Here is a 19,520-nt window from a genome sequence, read left to right on the forward strand (position 1 = left end):
ATATAAAAATGGAAACTAAGAAGGTTATCACAAATGTGACTATGGTTGTTAGAGCAGAGTTCATTGACCAGGTTTTGTTACTAGCGAAATCGACCAGAGAACAAATTTTGCAGGAAGAAGGCTGCGAAACATTTATTTTAAACAGAAAGATACAGGAGCCAAACACATTGGTACTTTTAGCCATTTATACATCTGAACAGGCATATAGCTGGCATAACCAACAGACGTATGTGAAAGTGTTTTTTGCTTTTTTAAAAGACAAATTAGAAGGTACGCCCCTAGTAGAATTTTTGCAGGAGCTCTGACAATTGGAATTGACTGACAAAAATGCAGATAACCAGTGAAGTAAAAATCCGAAATTGAATGTTTTCAAAATTTAAACTAGCCGTAAATGTATAGTAAGACAGAAAAAGAGAAAATGCTTGCCGGAGAGCTGTATCTGGCATTCGACAATGAACTTTTTGAAGAGAGGCAACTAGCCATGGATTTGCTCTATGAATTCAATGCCCTTCATCCCCGTAAGGCAGAAGAGAGAAAGCAAAAATTAAAAGAGCTTTTCGGGTCTGTCGGTGAGAACTTTTGGGTAGAGCAGCGCTTCCATTGTGATTATGGCTACAACATCCACTTGGGGAATAATTTCTATGCAAATGTGGGGTGCACCATTCTCGATTGCGCGCCGGTAACCATTGGGAATAATGTGTTATTCGCTCCTGGCGTCAGTCTGTATACAGCCGGTCATCCTGTTGATAACCAGCAAAGAATTGAGGGACTTGAATACGCATATCCAATTTCTATTGGAAATAATGTATGGCTTGGGGGAAACGTAATCGTTCTGCCGGGTGTCAGTATCGGAGATAATACCATAATCGGTGCAGGAAGTGTGGTGACAAAGGATATATCGGCTAATGTTATTGCTGTTGGCAATCCTTGCCGTGTGATTAAAGATAACAAAGAATCTTGAACACTGCGGCAAACGAAAGTTTAGTCAGAATGATCATCAAAGACATGTTTAAAAAAAAATGGGGAGAAAATTTGATACAACTTTCTCTCCATTTTATGAGAAGATGAGTCAGTCACAACAGCGACTTATGGAGTATTGAACGTATTTAAAATTTGGAAAGCCACAGGCAACCCCATGATGTAGTACAAGTCAATTTTGAGTTAGATTGGAAAAACCAGGTGAAGAAATACCACCGAATAATTTGACTCATCAATGATATAGATAAAATGTCATGATCAGGTGCTCTAAGTTCTTTTCGCATTTTTCAACGGTTAGCTGCCCAATTATGTCTAAAGAAATATCTACTACACCGACAGCATCATGGGTACTCGAATTTCCATCATACGTTATGCAGGGTAGTATAAAAGCGTCCTGAATCGGGTTCACGCACTCACGGTATGAGGAACGTCCATCCAATAAATCAGCGTCAGACTAAGTTTTCTAGACCGAATTCTATCAGCTTGTTGATGATCGGTAGGGTCTTGCGGCCAAGGTCAGTCAACTTGTATTCTACTTTGGGTGGGATTTCAGAAAAAGCCTTTTTGCTGACCAATTTATTTTCAACCAGCATCTTTAATTCTTGGATCAGCATTTTCTCACTGATACTTGGAATAGCCCTTTTCAGCTCACCATAACGGATCACATTGTCATTGATCTTAAATATGATCATCAGCGTCCATTTGCCACCAAGAATCTTTAATGATGCCTTCAGCGAACAACTATCATCACATGGCAAAATTGGCTCTCTTTTTTTCATTGAAAATCAAAATTTTAAGTATTTGGCAGGCAGCTCAATCGAATTTCAATTAACTGTTAAACAGTACGTTATTGTCAATTTTATTCGATTACCTGAGACAACAGCAAGATGAGAAAACTAGTTTTTCGGGAAAACAGCTTATAAAGAAAAAAAACAGGGGCTGAATAAACAGTTGATTTTACACCTCTCCACTGAAACTGGAGACGGTGATTAGCCGGGCGCTACCTTTCAGGCCGTCGCGAAAAAAACAGAAAAAAGCGCATGATGCGCATCCTTATTCAAGCAATTATGATCAAAGATGTCCGAGCATTAATTTGAGAGACTGCCTTTGAATTTATTTGGGGCAATCCCTACTTCTTTTTTAAATAGACGGGAAAAGTAAGTAGTATTTTCAAAACCAAGTAAATGCGCAATCTCCGACACATTAAGTTCACCTTCTGTCAACAGATTTTTCGCTTCGTTGATTAAAAAAAGATGAATTAGCTCCAACGCTGTTTTTCCGGTTTCTTGTTTGAGTAGGTCGGTTAAATAGCGGGGAGATATATTAAGTTTATCAGCAAGGTTTGACACTGTGGGAAGTCTGGTGCTTTCTATTTTTATTTCATCAAAGTGAGCAGCAAGCAATGCATTGAATTTAGTCACTGTCGAACCGGTTAACTGAGTCCGATTAATAAACTGTCTTTTATAGAAACGTTGTGCATATTTAAGCAGAGCGTCCAGATGACTCACAATTATGGCCTTACTTAACTCATCGGTGTTGTTGTAATGCTCCTTTTCTATACTGAAATACAAATTCCAGATTATGGCTTCCTCGGCCGGTGAAAGGTGCAAAGCCTCATTAACTTCGTAGTCGAAATAACTGTATTTCTTAATTTCGTTATAAATGGCAGTTCCTGGCAGAAAGTCCTCGTGGATAATAATCAGAAAGCCCTTTTCCTGTAACTCTACATTTTTAAATGTTACTTTCTGTTGCGGCTTTACAAAGGACATGGCGCCCCGGTCATGGTCATACTTTGTTTTTCCGTACAGCATGCTGCCTGATCTCAACTTTTTAAAACCGATGATGTAGAATGGTGAAGTAAATTCAACCTCATGATTACCATCACAGGTGTCACGCTCACCATACATGACGCTAAAAAGCGGATGCTCAGGGGGCTTAACACCCAGTGCCTCATGCAAGTCGCTTATTTTTTTGAAATGTTCCATGGTTTTTCAATGATAAAAACGGAACCCGACAAATCTGGATTCCGTTCATTTCAAATTTTATTTAGCCATGCGCTGCCACAGAAACGTCCTGCCATGATTCCCAGGTTTTCAAGCGTTGCTCATAGGTTTGTTTTACCCATGGCAAAGCAATCTTACCTAAGATCAATCTCAGGGGCGGATTCTCAGCATCCACCAAAGCGAAGAGTGCATCGACCGTTGCTGTAGGGTTACCGGAGCCTCCCGCTTCAGCATTTTCCCAAAACACTTTTTTCATGCTATCATAAACAGGGATCGACTTACTTGTAGCAAGAGAGTCCGAACCATTAAAATCAGTGTCATAAGGACCGGGTTGCAGTAGGGTTACTTTAATCCCAAAATCTTTCACTTCGGCAGCCAATGTCTCCGTGAGCCCTTCAACTGCAAACTTGGTTGCGCTGTACAATCCCATGAAGGTAACTGTATTCAATCCCAGCGCACTTGATAGTTGAATAATATGACCCGAATTTTGCTGGCGCATAATAGGCAATACTGCCTGAATATTCCATAGGGAACCTAAGACGTTGGTTTCAAATTGTGATCTTACTTCCTGCTCGCTTATCTCTTCCACGGCTCCGATTTGTCCATAACCCGCGTTATTGATTAACACGTCAATACGTCCAAAATGCTGTTTCGCAGCTTGAATCGCATCGAAACTTGCTTCTTTATCTGTCACATCGAGCTTCAATACCAATAGATTCGATGGAAATTCTTCTGTAAGCTCAGTCAATGTTTCGGGCTTACGTACAGCTGCAACGACATTGTCGCCACGTTGTAAAAATGCCTCTGTCCAAATCCGGCCAAACCCTCGGGAAGCGCCAGTTATAAAAATTGTTTTTGCCATAACTTTGTTTTGAATATTTATAATGACAAAGTTCTGTTAACTTTTGACACGGCTTACGATACAAAAGTGGGCAATAATGAAACGTTTTTACCAAAAAGCTGCCAGATGTATTAGCTCCTGGATAAGAAACTGACCTATACATGTTTCATTCAAACAGATTTAGGATTTTTTTCAAACAATCCTCTATTGAACTTGACTACATCGGGGTGTGCCGGATAGTTTGGCAGCGATGAAAGTCCGGCAATTGCTTTATCCCTTATAATCGGAGCTTCTTCTTTGATGCCGTCCGAAAGGGCCTGCCCTAATTCCTTGGCATTAAGTTCTGTGCAGTAAGCAGGTGTACCCGGCTGGTGTCTCCACGATTCAGAGAGAGTACCAGAGTCAACGGTATCAAAACCTGCATCATTGGCCAATCCTGCAATAATTTTTTTTGAATTTGCGTCATCACCAGCAATCGCCATCGCTATCCGGTCATAAGCACCGGGTTCTCTTCCGCCATTTTCAAGTGTTTCCGCCAATAAATTGTTAAATGCCTTGATCACGCGCCTGCCCAATTGCTCTGATACCCAAACACTTTCTACTTTTCCGTTTTTGATCTCTTCAATATCAGCATCGCGGAAAGGATAGTAATTAGAAGTGTCTACCACGATCACATTTTCCAAAACGTTTGCGAACAGATCCTTCGGTAAAGTTGGGATGGCTATAGTCGGCACTGAGATAATGATGACCTCTACATCTGTTACAACACCTTCTATTGTTGCAGGTGATGCACCTAATTCCATTGCACGGGCGTCTAATTTATCCCCTTGATCTGAATTGCTGACTTTGACGTCGTGACCTGCCGCCACCATTTTTTTTGCTATCGTACCGCCAATAGCGCCGGTACCTATTATTCCTATTTTCATATTGCAATTGTTTTATAACTAGTTACTTTGATTGTATTAATTTATTTGCTGTGCGTTCTTGGCGGTAAGCTGTTTATCGACCGATTGATATCTACTGCGTGATCAACGAAGTCGTCCGGATAATTTCCGGAAACCAGGATGTCAAAAAATTCCTGCCCCAAATCTTTCATTAAACTAAATGACAGTTCCTGTTTTTCTGCCAGGGTCTCTCGCACTGTGGATTGCCTTGCTTTAACAAGCTGGTCTAAAGGCAAGTCTGTGCAATAAGCAGGGCCGCAAGCCTGTTGTCTCCACGAGTCCTCTAATGGTCCAGCATCCAGGGCATCAAATCCTGCACCATCTACCAATCCCATTACCAGATCCTTCTCGCTTTGAACATCTGCGGAAACTGCTATCGCAATTCTATCCTTACTGCTTTTTGGTTTCCCCTCAGTTAGAAGACTGAATGCACCGATATTACTAAAAGCTTTCACAATGGTCCGACCCAATTGCTGCTGCACCCAAACACTGTTGACAGTTCCATTTTCAAGGGCTTCTATTTTAGTATCCCGGTGCGGCCAGTAATTTGTCGTTTCAATGATGACGACATTAGCTTCTAACTTTTCTTGCAGGGTTTGCGCCAAAGATGGTATTGCCATAAGAGGAATCGCTATGACGAGTACATCAATGTCGGTGAACACATCTTCCATCTCAACAGCTTCTACGCAGGCCAAATCAGCTACGGCCTGTATGGCCACTACCGATTTACGGTCGGCCAGCTTGACCTGGTGGGCGGCATCACTAAACTTTTTGGCCAATATTCTTCCGATTAATCCGGCCCCTATAATTCCTATTTTCATTTTTTAGATTCAAATACTGGTAATTAACGATTGCAGTCCTAGCCCTTTCCAAGACCTTCTAATCTTTTCATTTTAAGTTGATTGATACTTAGTTTAAATTTCGGCCAGCCCGTTCCATACCCCTAATCAAACGCGGGGATCAATGCCATACTGGTCTGGTGCACCAAGATGCTCCCGCAGGGTCTTACCTTCATAATCCTTGTGAAATAACCCCCGCTGTTGCAGGATCGGAACTACTTCATCTGCAAAGGCATCTATCCCGTCTGCATTCACGTCCGGCGATATCCAAAAACCATCAGCTGCACCAGCTTCAAACCATTCCTGCATATGATCTGCTGCTTCAATGCCTGGACCGACAATCACAGGGTGATAGTCGATCACACCATGAGCCAATATATCTTTCAGGCTCCAGCCTTCTTTTGCAATCTTCAAAGCATGGGAAGAGCGAGGATCGTAACGAGATGGCCGTGCATCAGCCAGTTGCTGCTTCGAAAGTGGCTGATCCAACAGGGCTGCGTCAAGTGGAATACTGAGCATTTGTTGCAGATAGCTTACTCTTTGACCGAAGGTATGCTGAGTTAACAGAATCCGGCGGTCGAGTGCTGTGCGCCTGTCCTTGGCAATGGTAGTCATCAAACCAGGAATATATTTGATCTCGTCAGGGTCGCGCCCGTAACGTTTGGCCGCCTCCCTGAACGCATGGCGCTGCGCGCGCGCATCCTCAATGGTAAAGGCCGACCCGATGACCGCATTCGCAAAGCGTCCGGCGAGCTCATGTGCATTAGGACTGCCGCCAGCATGAAAGATGATAGGTTGACCCTGCTCGGACGGAGGAATGTAAAGCGGCCCGCGCGAGCCGACATATTTTCCCTGAAAATAAATGGGAAGAATCTGACTTTCCTTTGCGAACTGGCCGGTATGCTGGTTATGCACCCAGGCGTCCTTTCCCCAGCTGCCCCAAAGTGCCTGGATCAATTGAATAACCTCATGGGCACGGCCATAACGATCCTCACTGGATGGAATTTTTCTTCCATAGTTAGCGGCTACATCATTTCCGCTGGATGTTACCGCGTTCCATCCCGCACGACCATGGCTCATAATATCCAGCGCCTTGAATTGCTTTGCGAGATTAAAAGGCTCATTGAATGTTGTAGATCCTGTTGCGACCAAGCCGATATATTCTGTTGCGCGTGCCACTGCGGCAAGCGTCATCATGACGTCCAGGTTGAAATTTGGAGATTCCGTTGCGATGTCTGACATCACAGCACCAGGACCATCAGGCAAAAAAATAAATTGAAACTTGCCGCGCTCAGCCGCCTGAGCTTGCCTAGCCCTGGCGTCAAAACTTGTATAACTTTCGGGATCTACTCCCGGCATTCGCCACGCCCCAGGTTGAGAACCATACCCGTTGCCCAAATGCAGGCCGATCAGCATCTGTTTGCTTGAAGTGGAGGGATTACTGTTTTGGTCTTTTGAAGAATTTATCATGGTATTCTTAATAATAATGGCTGGATACGCTCTTACCGTGGCATTATGGATTCGAACGTATTGTTAAATCAATATATAAGCAAACTTTTATGTTTTTAAAAAAAAGAAAACCCACTACATGCTGGCCAGTGGGTAAAACTATGTCAGGCTATTTTCAGAGATTGCAGAAAACGCGTCAACTCCTCTAATTTTTCATCATTAATGGCAAGACGCTTATTGCGTCCTTCTTTATGTGATTCGATTAACCCAGACTCTGCCAATGATTTCAGGTGCTGCGACATGGACGGCTGGCTTATTGGAACGAATTCAAACAGATCAGCACACCCTCTGTTTGTCCCTTATGCTATTTCTTTAAGCAGCAGCAGACGGTGGGGATCGCTAAGCGATTTTGCCATTTTAGTAAGTGATTTCGTATCCATATTTTTAACTTTTAAATACATGCGCATTCGTTAATGTATTAATAACTGGCTGCTTGCTGAAATAGTTCTTCCCGTGCCAATTATTCTGGAAGTATTGTGGAAACTGTTTGCTAAACGTACATAAATATCGGCGTCTCATCAATATTGTTAGTACGGGATAATGTCCGCTAAAAATGCTAATAAGTACTTAACACGACTTTAACAACTCAGAATTGGACATAATAGCAACTTGATCAAAGTTCATTAAAACGACTGTTTAAACGAACTCATCTCTCCTAAACAGTGCAAAACAATTCTAAAATTCACATAGGCCTAATAGCGAAAAAGCTGCTCCCTAAGAAGCAGCTTTTTCAATTCAATATTCATTTGGCAGTAAAATCACATTACTGGCCATGTAAATTTCAATTTCTCCAAACGGAAAGTCGGTGTATCCAATTAATTTCGTTAATAGTATGGGGTCGTTACCATCATCGCAAGTAAGTCTAGCAGTAGACTCTTCAAGATCAACTTTAAGAGTCCAAACCTGAAATTCTTCATTTTTGATCCGGGGATGATACTACTTAAAAGTCATTTCATCAATGAGCCAGTAGGCCCCAGCTTTTTGAGCTACATATTTAATTCCATCAGTATATAACGTGTTTTTTACGATGGGGTGACGGTACCATTGCTCAGTTCCCATAAACCCGGCAAGCTTTATCGGAGCAAAACTTACATTTCCCGAGAAGACTAACACCGAGCCACAGCTCCTGGATAACAGTTAAGCACCTGCGTTTTTATCAGAATAAGTTTATGATCATAAACTCGTCAAAAATGCATTCAGTACTTCCACGGTTTTCGCCAGCTTATCGTGATGCAGATTGTGTCCGGCTCCATCAATGTGAATTAATTTGCCGTTTTGCATGACACGGGCCGCTTCTTCATTGGCCTTGCGTACTTCGGGCTTCGCATCTGCTTTTAGTATCAACGACGGCACCTTGATTTTTGCCAGGGCGTCTGCTGTACTCATCGTACCTGTCATTGCCTGCGCCTGTTCGGGTGTGTAAGGGCCATGATATTGCTTTTTTGAGAATGCCCAGTAGTATACATCCACATCGTCCCACATCGGATTCTGACGTTTGCCTCTCGCTACAACCTCTTCGAATGGTGTATTATTCTGTGCAACGAGGGTATCCGGACTTTTGAACATACTGGGCTTGCGGACTGGTGTCTGGCTTGCTGGTGCAGCTGATGCACCAGCCGCCTGTGGTGCCGGACTGAGGGCGCGGTTAGCTACGGAGGGATCAAGCATAATAATCGCCTTTGCCAGGTCGGGATACTGTGCACCTACCCGCATAACGGTGGCTGCTCCCATCGAATGTCCCATCAGGATCGGTTTTTCAAACTTCATGAACTTAACAAAATCCACAACGTCTTTGATCATTGTTTCCCCATTATCCGTTGCAGTAGGCGGATCGGTCAAACCGTGACCTCGCGTATCAATCATATAAATATCATAGGCATCCTGCAATTTCAAAGTCAGAGTAGCCCAACTAAGCCCAATGTCTGTATAACCATGTACCATCACCATCACAGGTTTACCCGGCGCAGGCTTGGCGTGGTAATAGTGCGAGCGTATACCATTGACATACGCATAACCATCGGTCCAGCCTTCGGGAAATTTTACAGATTGAGCATTGACGGCTATCGTCGGGATAAGCATCGACAGCATCAGAATTGATAGAAACTTTTTGGCTTGCAACTTCATGGTCAATTTGATTTATAGTTTTATTTACGATCAAGGACAAAAAATGAGAGTACAGGTAATGTGTCGTTTTCGACTTTGACTATTACTGTTATCAAAAAACAAGGCGTACTACATTACCTCAATCTCCACCACCACACTCGTCCTTCTCGCATTCACAACCGGATTGAATCCCGCCGTCATCAGATATTCTCCTGAATAAATCTGATCTTCTTTCAATGCAGATTTCGTATCAGGATATAGATTCAACTCTTTTACTCTATATTTTTTTGTAGCATCCAGTCCTTCCAGGCGGATGGGCGTATCCGAGCCATCACCATTTCTGTTGCCGACCAAATATGAGAACAGAATTGCTTTGGACTTATTTTTGGTAGCGAACATCAGCGCGGCGTAGTTATTTTTCTTAGGATCCACCAATCTGAAAAGATCTCCTTGAAAAATGACATCTTTCACTGCATTGTAAGTAGCAACAGCCTGCTGACTGAATTTGAAATCCTTTTCATTTAAATGACTTACTACAATATCATATCCTAACCGGCCCATCATGGCCACATCTGTACGAAATTTCAGCGGCTGCTTTCCCCAATCCGTTACGTGTGCACTTTGCGTGATGGCCGGAAAAAAGTAAGAATATTCCCATTGCATAAAGACTCTTTCCAATGGATCCGTATTATCGCTAGGCCAGAATTCTGTAAAGTATTTTAGGGCTTCGTAATCTGCACGGCCACCGCCCCCAGAGCAAAGCATCATCGGCACTTTTGGATACTTTGCCCGCAGCTTTTCGAGAACCTTGTACAATCCCTTTACATAATCCACATAAAACTGAGACTGGCTTTGTTTGCTTTTTTCAAGATACGGAGAGTAAGCATTGTAGGTGACCGCGTTGCAATCCCATTTGATGTAGGCGATATCCGGATTTTCGGTGAAAAGTTTATCCAAAAGTCCATAAACAAAATTTTGCACTTCCGGATTTGTCAAATCGAGCGGAAGCTGATTTCTCATGTAATGTTCCGGGCGTTGCGGCTGCCTTACAACCCAATCCGGATGTTTTTCATATAATTCACTTTTAGGGTTTACCATCTCCGGTTCGACCCAGATCCCAAATTTTATCCCTGTCTTTTGTGCTTCCTTCACCAAATAACCAATACCATGAGGTAGTTTTTTAACATTTTCCTGCCAATCTCCCAGGCCCGCCCCATCACTGTTTCTTGGGTATTTATTGGCAAACCAGCCGTCATCCAACAAAAACAGATCGACACCCAGCTTTTTACCGTCTTTGAAAAGTTCAGAAAGTTTGTCTTCGTTAAAGTCGAAATAAGTGGCTTCCCAGTTGTTCAAAAGAGTCATTCTGGTTCCTTCACCGTCCACAATTCTATATTTTCTGGCCCAGTTATGCAAATTGCGACTTGCTTCGCCTTTTCCATTTTCTGAGAACGTGTAGATAAAAGAAGGCGTTTTAAATTCCTGTTTTGAAGCGAGCGGATACGAGGAAGCAAAGGGGTTTATACCCGCTATTAACCGCAAATTATGGTAAGAATCAACTTCAAATTCCATTTTGAAATTTCCTGACCAGGCCAGGGTTCCCAATAATACTTTTCCTTCGGTTTCAGTTGCCGGTTTATCAAAAGACAAGGAGAAACTAGGTGGCTGGTACAGATTGGCGCGAGTCCCCAATTTAGAATCCAATACCCGTATTCCGGCCGTCAGTAATTCTTCTTCCGGGTTCATCTCTTTGGCCCATGTTCCATTGTAGTGCGTCAGATAATAATCCTTTGCAATAAAATACAGATTTGCGGAAGCATATTTTTCGAGTGTGACAGGCTTTTTCTCGTCGCTTTTAATGACACTCCACTGCTCAACTACATCTTCCTGAAAATAGGTTTTGTAAAAAAGTGTTACCTCAACCGGGTAAATTGGATCCTTTAATACAATGCTCGTCAGACTCACATTTTCATTTTCTTTTGTGGTATTGTGGCTCACATAAACAAGGTCCAGTGACTTATTTCCATCGCCATGTGTAAGCTGAAGAGCCGGTTCGGAAACGCTCCATGTTCCCGACGGAGTGTAAGCCGAATTGTAAATTCCCGCATTTCCATCCTGTTGACGGCTTTGTGATGGAATGAGTTTGTATTCCTCAGTCTGACTTAATTTCTTCCCAAAATAGCTTATTCCGAGATGATTTTCCTTATCCGTTTGCAGCACCATAACGTTTTGCCTGGTCTCTATCGGGATAAGGATTGGCGCATTCTGGGCAAAAGAAGCAGTTGCAAAGATGATTAGTAAAACAGAGTGGATTATTTTCTTAAACATAAATGATCTAATTACTATTGATTGATTTTATTCTCCCTGACCAAACCTGATTGCTTTTATTCTTAGTGGCATTCCGGTAAAGACAAAGTAAATATCTTTTACACCTGCCACTGCACCAGGAGTGACTTCGAGAATCGTTTTATCCTTGTATTCACCCGAAAACTTACCTAAAAGAATTCCGTCGACAGCGCCGGCATGTATTTCCACTGTTCCTGAAAGCGGCATGGACGAATTTCTTCCCGGAGCACGGATGATCTCAATTTGTTTGATACCTGTAAGGTCCGTGCCTCTGAGCCTGAAGGATGCTCCGGAGTTCCTGACAAATGCCATGGTACTGTCATTGTTGAAGCTAATTTCTTTAAACTGGTCAGCATAAGATACCGGAACTATCGGACTGCGCAGTACCAGCGTTGATTCTGACGACTGAGCAGGTGCTGTTTTTGTACCTCTGTCCGTGTAGGCGGCGCGAAAAATGAAGCTACCTTCTGTATCTCCTTTTGGTACCACAGTTGTGTAGCTGCCCTTTACAGGCAGCGTTTTCGCAGGTTTGGGCGCATCGGACAAGCTCATAATATACTTGACAATTCCTTTCACATCACTTTCGGCCATCGTCGGGTGAGCGGGCATAAACGCATCTCCCCAAACACCCGAACCACCTTTTAGAATTTTATCAGACAAAGCTGCCATTGCAGTTGGATCGCCTTTGTATTTTGAAGCTACTGCTTTGAACGAAGGGCCCAACATCTTCTCATTCGTAGCGTGGCAAGCCTTACAGTCTCCGTTATTAATCAGTGAAATAGCGGTGGCAAATTGCGCAGACGCATCTACACTTAACTGTTTTTGAGCTATTTTGGTCAAATTAAAACCTTCTGATAAATAATTGGTGCTGACTGAAACCTGGGAGGGAGATATCTTTTTGTTTGCAAGACTGCCATCTTCCTTATCGCTGACGCTCACCTGATACTGGATACTGTTTCCTGGGAAAAAGAAGGTAGAATTGCCTCTAGTGATTTTGAAATCTACTGCAGGAGGTTCGTTCCCTGCTTTTATCTCAACCGATTTGGCATTTTTCTCTCCGGCCTTGTCCGTTACCGTTAGGGTTGCCTTATAAGTACCAGGTGTTGTAAAAATAACAGATGGATTGGCTTCTTTCAGGGTTTTAAAAGCCGCATTGTTTTTAGTGATAACCCATTCGTATTGCAATACATCATCCTGATCATAGTCTCTGGTTCCTGCTGACGAAAGTGTCACCTGCATAGGAAGTGCTCCTGCTATTCTGTTCGCTGATGCTTCTACCAATGGTTTTCGGTTTCCGCTGTTGTACTCGATCCGGATCAGTTCTGCCTCGGGATTATCTTTGAAATACCCGTTCCCATATTCAAGCACGTACAGATCACCTTCCGGTCCGAATTTCATATCAATCGGCCCTTTCAGTTTCAGATCAGGCAGAAAGCGCTCCATGGATTTGTACTCACCGCTTTCATTCATTTCTACTACATTCACCCAACCCCGTACCCAGTCGGTAATAAACCATTTACCTTCATAATATTCCGGAAATGATCGTGAGGCCTTTTTGAAATCATCTTTTCTAAAGACCGGCCCTCCCACTGCGCTGTTACCGCCGCTTTCCATTAACGGAAACTCCTGGCTTTGCGCTTTCGAATACCAGATAAAAGCAGGCTGCGCAACCGGAAGCTCTTTTAAACCGGAGCTGTTTGGAGAATTGTTAACAGGTTTTGCGGCATCAAATGGTCCTGCTGAAACTTTGGTTGCAAAATCATATTTTATATACGCTTTGTTGTCGGCAACAAAATAAGGCCATCCGTAAAATCCCGGACCCTTGGCACGGTTGAACTCATCGTAGGATTGCGGACCGCGTTTTTCCAAATCGTCCCGTGAGCCATCCGGACCAACTTCACCCCAATAAAGCCATCCGGTTTTCGAATCGATGGTTGGCCGCCAGGGATTTCTGTTACCCATTGTGTAAATCTCAGGTCTGGTTTGAGGCGTCCCCACAGGAAAGAGATTGCCTTTTGGAATCGTGTATGTGCCATCTGGTTCAGGATGTATTCTCAGAATTTTGCCCCTCAAATCATTTGTATTTGGGGACGACTTCTGAGAATCACGGGCAGATTCCCCAGGTCTTTCATCAAGGGGAGCAAAACCATCTGAAGCACGTGAAAATGTATTATCGCCGGTGGTCAAATAAAGGTTTTTATCCTTGTCGAATGTCATCCCTCCACCAACGTGGCAGCATTCCTCACGCTGAACGGGCACTTCCAAAACCACCTTTCGGCTGCTTTCAAGTAACCCTTTGCCATGCCACTCGTAGCGTACCAGGACATTTTTTGCCTCGTCACCAGCAAGAGAATAGTAAATATAAATCCAGTGATTTTTCTCATAATCCGGATCAAGGATAATCCCCTGCATGCCATCCTCCCCTTCTGTTACTTCTCCTGCTTTATTAACATATTTTGTGCTGACTGCAAACTCAGCAACTGTTTCAAGTGCTTTTGACTTTGGATCGTACACCTTCAATTTGCCCTTCCTTTCGGCAAACAGAACCCTGCCGTCTCTTAAAATCTGAAACTGCATAGGCTCTTCAAGGCGCTGAGCAAGTATAACTTTGGTGAACCGGTTGCTTTCCGGTTTGCCAGGCGATTGTGCCCAAGACGAGCATGTTATTAAAAGTAAACCGGAGAAGGCCAACGCCATTTTTAAGGGCATGTGCAAACACATATTCATTAAATAGCAAGATTTTAACATCAAGATTAGGAGTAAGATAGCTCTTGTAATGTGAGAAGTAATTAAAGAAAGAAAAAGGGAAGGAAGAAATTACTTCTTCCTCTCCCTCTACATAAAAGCATTGTTGTAGTGGCAGATTTAAGATTATATTATTTAAACAGCTGATAAGCCTTACTCAGAAACGGTTTATACATCGGCTCGTGTTTGGGCATGTTCAGATAAAACAACACAATCATATTGTTTTCGGGATCTATGATGTAATCTGTGCCGTACAATCCTCCCCAGGCAAAGGCAGTGTTCGAAACCTCCGGAACCGGCTTTTTTTCAGCGTTGTAGAGTTCAAATCCAAGCCCGAATTGAAACCCTTTACCGCCTGAATTTTCAGCAGGCAAACGGTTGACTTTTGTCATTAACTCAATTGTCTCCGGTTTGAGAATACGTTTCCCATTAAACTCGCCTTTATTCAGAAGCATCTGACAGAATTTGGCATAGTCTCCAATAGGTCCATTCAGACCGATGGCTCCCTCTGCATAAGATTGAACAGTGCTGATTGTCGCCTCGCTGAACTTGTTAGACTGCGGAACGAGTTTCCCATCAATGTCGCTGTAAGCTTTCACAAACCTGTTCAGCTTAGATGGTACATAATACCAATCCGTTTCAGTCATTCCTAATGGATCCAGAACAGTTGATTTGACGTATTCACGCAGACTTTTGCCAGATATAAGCTCTACCATGTAAGCAAGCATATTCGTGCTGATATGGTAACTCCACTCGCTGCCCGGATCGAATCCCAGAGGATATTTTGCCAGGACAATCATATCATCTCTCAGGTATTTCGCCGTGCCAGCCCCGCCAGTCCGCTGTCCCGGTCCCGCCGTTGGTGCGGCTCCTGAGGTTGCAGCTGCATTCCTTTTCTCCATTTCAGCCCGGCGCGCCTTTCCTACCAGCCCGGCGCTGATTCCAGACGAATGCGACATCAGGTGCGCAAATGTCATCGGTGTTTTCACCGGCCTTGTTTCGAATGTCCCATCCTCTTTGATGGCGGTCGCCACTTTGTCTGAAATTTCGGGAAAATATTTAGAAACCGGGTCGTCTACCGAAACCAGCCCTTTCTCCACCAGTGTCATAAAAGCTACGGTTGTCACAGCCTTTGTTTGCGAAAAAAGAATGTAGTAGTCGTCAATCGAAGCGGGAACCTGGTTTTCAACATCTTTGTAGCCAAATGCCTTGTTGTATACCACGTTTCCACCTTTCGCTACAAAGCCAACAAGGCTGCTGGCTTTCTTTTGATCAATGAAACTCTGTAGCAGAGAGTCGATACGTTTGGTTTTCTCTTCACTGGTACCGATGGCTTTCAGGTTCGCGTTGTAGTTTAACGCTTGCGCCGAGGCAGATTTCTGTTGAGCTGTGGCACCTGCACACACTGCGAGAAGTGCCAGGCTCAAATATATTTTTTTCATAGTTTGGTTAGTTTCAATCCACTATTTATCGCCGACAAATCTGAGTGTATCAGCAGATACGACTGGTACACCGGAGTATGCAATAAGGCTGATTTTACCTTTCGTTGCCTCCTTTGGGATTTTTACGATCAACTGGCTGGGTGCTTTACTTACAAATTCTGTTATCGGTTCGATTACACCTGTAAACAATATGCCCATTGTCAAGTCCAGATTTGTACCTGCAATGGTCAGATTTTTCTCACGTTCCGCACGTGCGGGTGCAAAACTTTTCAATACAGGCAATGTTACCACAAGCTCCGTTTCTGATTCAATGGAAAGCGGGTCTGTGCCACCGGCAGAGAATGTGATCAGGCCGGTTTGTGCGCCGAATGGCACGGTTACAACCAGTTCGGTCATGGTCTGACTCACAAATTCAACGACCGTAGTGTCTGATGCAAATGTGACTCCCCTCACCCAGTTAAGGTACTCTCCGGTGATGGTAATATTATCGCCAGGTTTGGCCTGCGTTGGTATTTTAACAATTTTAACAGCTACTTCCAGGCTCAATATTGTTTTTGAAACAATGTCGCCTGCTGTTGTTTTCAGAGTCACGAGTCCTTCCGATGTTTCATTGGGAACTTTCAATGTAATACGCTCAGGAGTTTGCCTCACGAATGCAGATGCCGGAACACTGGCGCCTGTCAATTCAACAGAAGTTACTTTGTCCAGGTTTTTTCCGATAAAGCTGATGGTGTCACCAAACATCACCCCGGACGGTCCGAAACTAAGTAATTGCACCTGATCACTCTTGACGACTTCGTTATCGTTGCAGGCAACGAGTAATTTAAAGATCAGCAATAAAACTGTCACGGTTAAAAACCGCAGGTATATTCGTTTTTTCATAATGGAAGTCTTTTACACTATTTTTTAAGAATCTTCGGTACTACTCTGAAATTATCCAACGATATATCAGCGTCAAGATCTCCGCCACCATGGAACAGCAGTCTTGTATAATAACCATTGGGGCTGACGCTCATTCTCACACCAAGACTTTCGTAGCTGGCTGCAACTTCTTCGAAAGGAATCGTTACCGTTCTCCATACACCTTTGGTATCGTAAGGCGGAGCCCATTGGTAAGCGTCGGTGACGAAATCATTAGCCAATCCTACATTAATCTTGAGTAAATTGTTATTGTAGGGTTTCAGCGTATTTACCTCAAATTTCAGGTTATAATCCGCTGGTCTTAAAATAGCCGCGTCAGGAATGTTTTTGCTGATCGGTCCCATGGCATCAGGCGGGCCTCCTGCTACTTCCTTCCACTGCCAGCCGCTGATTGCTTCTTTCACCCGGATGTAGTTGCCATTGATTGCGATAGGATCTCCCGCGCCAGGTTTGGTCACCACGTAGCTCTGGTTCCACCAGCCTGTGAACGGATCATTTCCTAAAAATATATTGCGGTTGTCCCGAAACCAGAAGTCTGATTTGGTTTCTCCGAAATTTGACTTAACAGTTAACTGGCCAGCCACAGCTCCTTTGGGCACACGCACTTGTATGATCTGATCTTCAACAGAAACCAGTTCCCCGATTGCCCCACCTGCAAATGTGACCGTAAGTGGCGGATAAAAATAGTTCCCATTGATTGTTGCTACACCTCCCTCCGGCACATACTCACAGCTCATGCTAAGCAATTCCGGTTCGTTAATCTGCACTTCAAAACTGTGTTCCAATGTCCGCCCGTTTGCGAAAATCATTTTCATGATGTTGTTGATTTCCTTTGGAACCATTGCCGGAACACTGACCAGAATACTTTTACTCGTCACGTAGGTAGGTGTCAGTACCGCCTTCTGATCATTGAACCAAATCTCACGCACCTCCTGTAAGTTCTCACCAACAATCGCGATCAGGTTATTTTGAAATGCACCTACCAGCAGCGAGTCCGAAGATGCGGGATTGGTGATGCGGATGTATGTGATTGACGGATCTCCATTATTGGAAAGATTTTCTTCCTTGCAGGCAATTTGAAATGCTGCCATCAACGCCAGTAAGGCGAAGAACAGGCCCTGTCTATATATTTTTTTCATTTGATTATCAGTTTTAAATCGCGAAAATTACTTGCTGTAATAATCAACAGCGGGTTTTTGAAGGTTAGGTGCCTGGCTCAGCTCCGCTGATGGGATCGGTAAAAGAAAGTTCCCACTGTTGGCATTGATCGTACGCTCGGTGGTTGACCATTCCGTTTTGGTGAATGTCCACGATGTAGGGTTCGGGAATTGGTCAGGCGCTGTGGCAAACAATCCCCTGTCCTGGCTGTTCAGGATTGCGTAGGCTTTTGCAGGGTTATAGTAATGCAGACTAACCAGATCATACCACGCCATCCCTTCCATAGCAAATTCGATAAGTCGCTCCTTGAAAATAACGTCCGAAGTCAAAGGTCCGGTGAAAGCCGGCAAGCCAGCACGCGTATGTATCGCGTTGAAATATTTCAGCGCATTTACATCGTTGGTAGAAGCATTATTCCCTAAAACTGCTTCCGCATAAACCAGATACATTTCAGCCAGTCGCATCATGTATGTGTCATGTCCATAGTTCTGTGCTGCCGACATGCCACCGACATCTTTGGCTTTTCCCGTCACATACTTTTTTATAGACAAGAAGTTATTGTCACCGCCTGGATTGGGAACAATCAGCTTTTGTTCGCCACCGGGTATGGTCTGCGTGATTTCCGGATAGGAAGCGCCGGGCAGCATGAATGTGGCTTTCAGGCGCTGATCCACGGTGCGTCCCTGCATACCTGTCGTTGTTACTCTGATTCCATCGTACTGACTTAGCATCCACCAGGTGGCACTTTTGTCGCCACCCCAGCCGTCACCGTTGGCAATGTCGGGACTGAATGCAAGGTAAGCAGGTGTTGAATTTTGGGTACCAAATGCACCGGGAGAATAAACCCACTGAAGCGAGAAAAGCGATTCAGAATTGTTGTCGTAAGGAAACAAGAAAAGCGATTCATAGTTTCTGAGCAAGGACAAACCGCTTTGCGTAATGACTCTTTCGGAATAATACTTCGCGCTGTCCAGAAAAACCTGGTTGCGGGTGCCTGATCCTTTCGAGTCTACGCCTGCACGTGTGAGGTAAAACCTCGCAAGCATTCCCTCAGCTGACCACCTTGTTACCCGTCCCGGACGTATAGGTGTATTCGGTAGATCTTCAGCCACCTGCCGCATTTCACTTGTCAGGAACTTCCACACACTTTCCGGTGTGTTTCTCGAAACAGTCGTATCGGAGAGTAACGCCAGATTATTTTCGATAATCGGCACAGCTCCCCAGTTCATCACCAAGAACCTGTAGGCCATGGCTCGCATAAATCTGGCCTCTGCAATCGCCATTTTCTTAATCGTTGGAGAAACGCCTGCGCCTGCATACTGATTGATGTTGGTGATGGCCAGATTGGACTGCCCAACAACGATAAAAAATGAACGCCATGCAGAACCGTTCTCAGGTGTATTACCGGTTGTGTTGAAAAGCACATTACCGCGGTCATTGTAAGCCGAAAAGGCTGTCCCTGCTCTGAAATCACCCAGGTTATACGATGCCTTATCGTTGTAATCAAACCACACCTTGCTGTATAGCAGTGCGGTTGAAGCCAAAACCTGATCATCTGTCTGGTAAAAGCCAGCATCTACGATGGCGTCTATGGGTGGTCTTTCAAGAAAGTCTTCTGAACAGGATGTCAACCCAAGCAGGGCGAGAAAGCTGCTATAAAGTATATATTTAAGATTTTTCATTTGATATTT

General features: G+C 43.9%; 15 protein-coding genes and 1 pseudogene. 2 read left to right on the top strand and 14 right to left on the bottom strand.

From position 1 onward, the window contains the following. Positions 1 to 8: 8 nt before the first annotated feature. Both DSL64_RS02360 and DSL64_RS02365 read left to right on the top strand, forming a co-directional pair. Complete coding sequence (locus DSL64_RS02360; protein WP_115829024.1) at positions 9 to 305, top strand: putative quinol monooxygenase; 297 nt, start codon at positions 9 to 11, stop codon at positions 303 to 305. A gap of 86 nt (positions 306 to 391) precedes the next feature. Next, a complete protein-coding gene (locus tag DSL64_RS02365; RefSeq protein WP_115829025.1) occupies positions 392 to 961 on the top strand; it encodes a sugar O-acetyltransferase in 570 nt (189 codons plus the stop codon). 466 nt (positions 962 to 1,427) lie between these two features. Here the strand turns inward: DSL64_RS02365 and DSL64_RS02370 are convergent, their stop codons facing one another. The 14 genes and pseudogenes from DSL64_RS02370 to DSL64_RS02435 form a co-directional block, all read right to left on the bottom strand. Next, positions 1,428 to 1,757 carry a winged helix-turn-helix transcriptional regulator gene (locus tag DSL64_RS02370; protein ID WP_115829026.1) on the bottom strand — a complete coding sequence of 110 codons (330 nt, stop codon included), beginning with the start codon at positions 1,755 to 1,757 and terminating at the stop codon, positions 1,428 to 1,430. A gap of 309 nt (positions 1,758 to 2,066) precedes the next feature. Continuing rightward, positions 2,067 to 2,963, bottom strand: coding sequence for a helix-turn-helix domain-containing protein (locus DSL64_RS02375; RefSeq protein ID WP_115829027.1), 897 nt, complete (start codon positions 2,961 to 2,963; stop codon positions 2,067 to 2,069). Between the two features lie 61 nt (positions 2,964 to 3,024). Continuing rightward, on the bottom strand, positions 3,025 to 3,843 hold the full coding sequence (locus DSL64_RS02380) for an SDR family NAD(P)-dependent oxidoreductase (protein WP_115829028.1): 819 nt from the start codon (positions 3,841 to 3,843) through the stop codon (positions 3,025 to 3,027). 149 nt (positions 3,844 to 3,992) lie between these two features. Next, positions 3,993 to 4,748 (bottom strand): NADPH-dependent F420 reductase, encoded by a 756-nt coding sequence (locus DSL64_RS02385; RefSeq protein ID WP_115829029.1) that lies wholly within the window; start codon positions 4,746 to 4,748, stop codon positions 3,993 to 3,995. 41 nt (positions 4,749 to 4,789) lie between these two features. Next, entirely contained in the window at positions 4,790 to 5,587 is a 798-nt protein-coding gene (locus DSL64_RS02390) for an NADPH-dependent F420 reductase (protein WP_115829030.1), read from the bottom strand. 126 nt (positions 5,588 to 5,713) lie between these two features. Next, the gene (locus DSL64_RS02395; protein WP_115829031.1) at positions 5,714 to 7,075 is read right to left on the bottom strand and encodes an NtaA/DmoA family FMN-dependent monooxygenase; all 1,362 of its coding nucleotides are present in this window, start codon (positions 7,073 to 7,075) and stop codon (positions 5,714 to 5,716) included. A 774-nt stretch (positions 7,076 to 7,849) separates the two neighbouring features. Continuing rightward, a pseudogene (locus DSL64_RS29475) lies at positions 7,850 to 8,227 on the bottom strand (DUF6876 family protein). Positions 8,228 to 8,287: 60 nt separating this feature from the next. Further along, positions 8,288 to 9,238, bottom strand: coding sequence for an alpha/beta fold hydrolase (locus tag DSL64_RS02405; RefSeq protein ID WP_115829033.1), 951 nt, complete (start codon positions 9,236 to 9,238; stop codon positions 8,288 to 8,290). Positions 9,239 to 9,346: 108 nt separating this feature from the next. After that, the gene (locus DSL64_RS02410) at positions 9,347 to 11,545 is read right to left on the bottom strand and encodes an alpha-galactosidase (protein WP_115829034.1); all 2,199 of its coding nucleotides are present in this window, start codon (positions 11,543 to 11,545) and stop codon (positions 9,347 to 9,349) included. A gap of 27 nt (positions 11,546 to 11,572) precedes the next feature. Continuing rightward, positions 11,573 to 14,260 carry a PQQ-dependent sugar dehydrogenase gene (locus DSL64_RS02415; protein ID WP_158547848.1) on the bottom strand — a complete coding sequence of 896 codons (2,688 nt, stop codon included), beginning with the start codon at positions 14,258 to 14,260 and terminating at the stop codon, positions 11,573 to 11,575. A gap of 179 nt (positions 14,261 to 14,439) precedes the next feature. After that, positions 14,440 to 15,750 (bottom strand): serine hydrolase domain-containing protein, encoded by a 1,311-nt coding sequence (locus DSL64_RS02420; RefSeq protein WP_115829036.1) that lies wholly within the window; start codon positions 15,748 to 15,750, stop codon positions 14,440 to 14,442. A 21-nt stretch (positions 15,751 to 15,771) separates the two neighbouring features. Then, positions 15,772 to 16,632: a hypothetical protein gene (locus tag DSL64_RS02425; RefSeq protein ID WP_115829037.1), complete on the bottom strand. Its 861-nt coding sequence runs from the start codon at positions 16,630 to 16,632 to the stop codon at positions 15,772 to 15,774. A gap of 17 nt (positions 16,633 to 16,649) precedes the next feature. Beyond that, positions 16,650 to 17,810 (bottom strand): glycan-binding surface protein, encoded by a 1,161-nt coding sequence (locus DSL64_RS02430; protein ID WP_115829038.1) that lies wholly within the window; start codon positions 17,808 to 17,810, stop codon positions 16,650 to 16,652. 27 nt (positions 17,811 to 17,837) lie between these two features. Then, the gene (locus DSL64_RS02435) at positions 17,838 to 19,511 is read right to left on the bottom strand and encodes a RagB/SusD family nutrient uptake outer membrane protein (RefSeq protein WP_115829039.1); all 1,674 of its coding nucleotides are present in this window, start codon (positions 19,509 to 19,511) and stop codon (positions 17,838 to 17,840) included. Positions 19,512 to 19,520 lie beyond the last annotated feature (9 nt).

It is taken from the genome of Dyadobacter luteus, assembly GCF_003383615.1.
GTDB classification, from domain to species: Bacteria; Bacteroidota; Bacteroidia; order Cytophagales; family Spirosomataceae; genus Dyadobacter; species Dyadobacter luteus.

What these genes read in the sequence shown, in the direction of transcription:
- DSL64_RS02405 (WP_115829033.1), bottom strand. Translation starts at nt 9,238, where the DNA reads ATGAAGTTGCAAGCCAAAAAGTTTCTATCAATTCTGATGCTGTCGATG.
- DSL64_RS02380 (WP_115829028.1), bottom strand. Translation starts at nt 3,843, where the DNA reads ATGGCAAAAACAATTTTTATAACTGGCGCTTCCCGAGGGTTTGGCCGG.
- DSL64_RS02370 (WP_115829026.1), bottom strand. Translation starts at nt 1,757, where the DNA reads ATGAAAAAAAGAGAGCCAATTTTGCCATGTGATGATAGTTGTTCGCTG.
- DSL64_RS02385 (WP_115829029.1), bottom strand. Translation starts at nt 4,748, where the DNA reads ATGAAAATAGGAATAATAGGTACCGGCGCTATTGGCGGTACGATAGCA.
- DSL64_RS02360 (WP_115829024.1), top strand. Translation starts at nt 9, where the DNA reads ATGGAAACTAAGAAGGTTATCACAAATGTGACTATGGTTGTTAGAGCA.
- DSL64_RS02395 (WP_115829031.1), bottom strand. Translation starts at nt 7,075, where the DNA reads ATGATAAATTCTTCAAAAGACCAAAACAGTAATCCCTCCACTTCAAGC.
- DSL64_RS02435 (WP_115829039.1), bottom strand. Translation starts at nt 19,511, where the DNA reads ATGAAAAATCTTAAATATATACTTTATAGCAGCTTTCTCGCCCTGCTT.
- DSL64_RS02420 (WP_115829036.1), bottom strand. Translation starts at nt 15,750, where the DNA reads ATGAAAAAAATATATTTGAGCCTGGCACTTCTCGCAGTGTGTGCAGGT.
- DSL64_RS02410 (WP_115829034.1), bottom strand. Translation starts at nt 11,545, where the DNA reads ATGTTTAAGAAAATAATCCACTCTGTTTTACTAATCATCTTTGCAACT.
- DSL64_RS02425 (WP_115829037.1), bottom strand. Translation starts at nt 16,632, where the DNA reads ATGAAAAAACGAATATACCTGCGGTTTTTAACCGTGACAGTTTTATTG.
- DSL64_RS02390 (WP_115829030.1), bottom strand. Translation starts at nt 5,587, where the DNA reads ATGAAAATAGGAATTATAGGGGCCGGATTAATCGGAAGAATATTGGCC.
- DSL64_RS02415 (WP_158547848.1), bottom strand. Translation starts at nt 14,260, where the DNA reads ATGGCGTTGGCCTTCTCCGGTTTACTTTTAATAACATGCTCGTCTTGG.
- DSL64_RS02375 (WP_115829027.1), bottom strand. Translation starts at nt 2,963, where the DNA reads ATGGAACATTTCAAAAAAATAAGCGACTTGCATGAGGCACTGGGTGTT.
- DSL64_RS02430 (WP_115829038.1), bottom strand. Translation starts at nt 17,810, where the DNA reads ATGAAAAAAATATATAGACAGGGCCTGTTCTTCGCCTTACTGGCGTTG.
- DSL64_RS02365 (WP_115829025.1), top strand. Translation starts at nt 392, where the DNA reads ATGTATAGTAAGACAGAAAAAGAGAAAATGCTTGCCGGAGAGCTGTAT.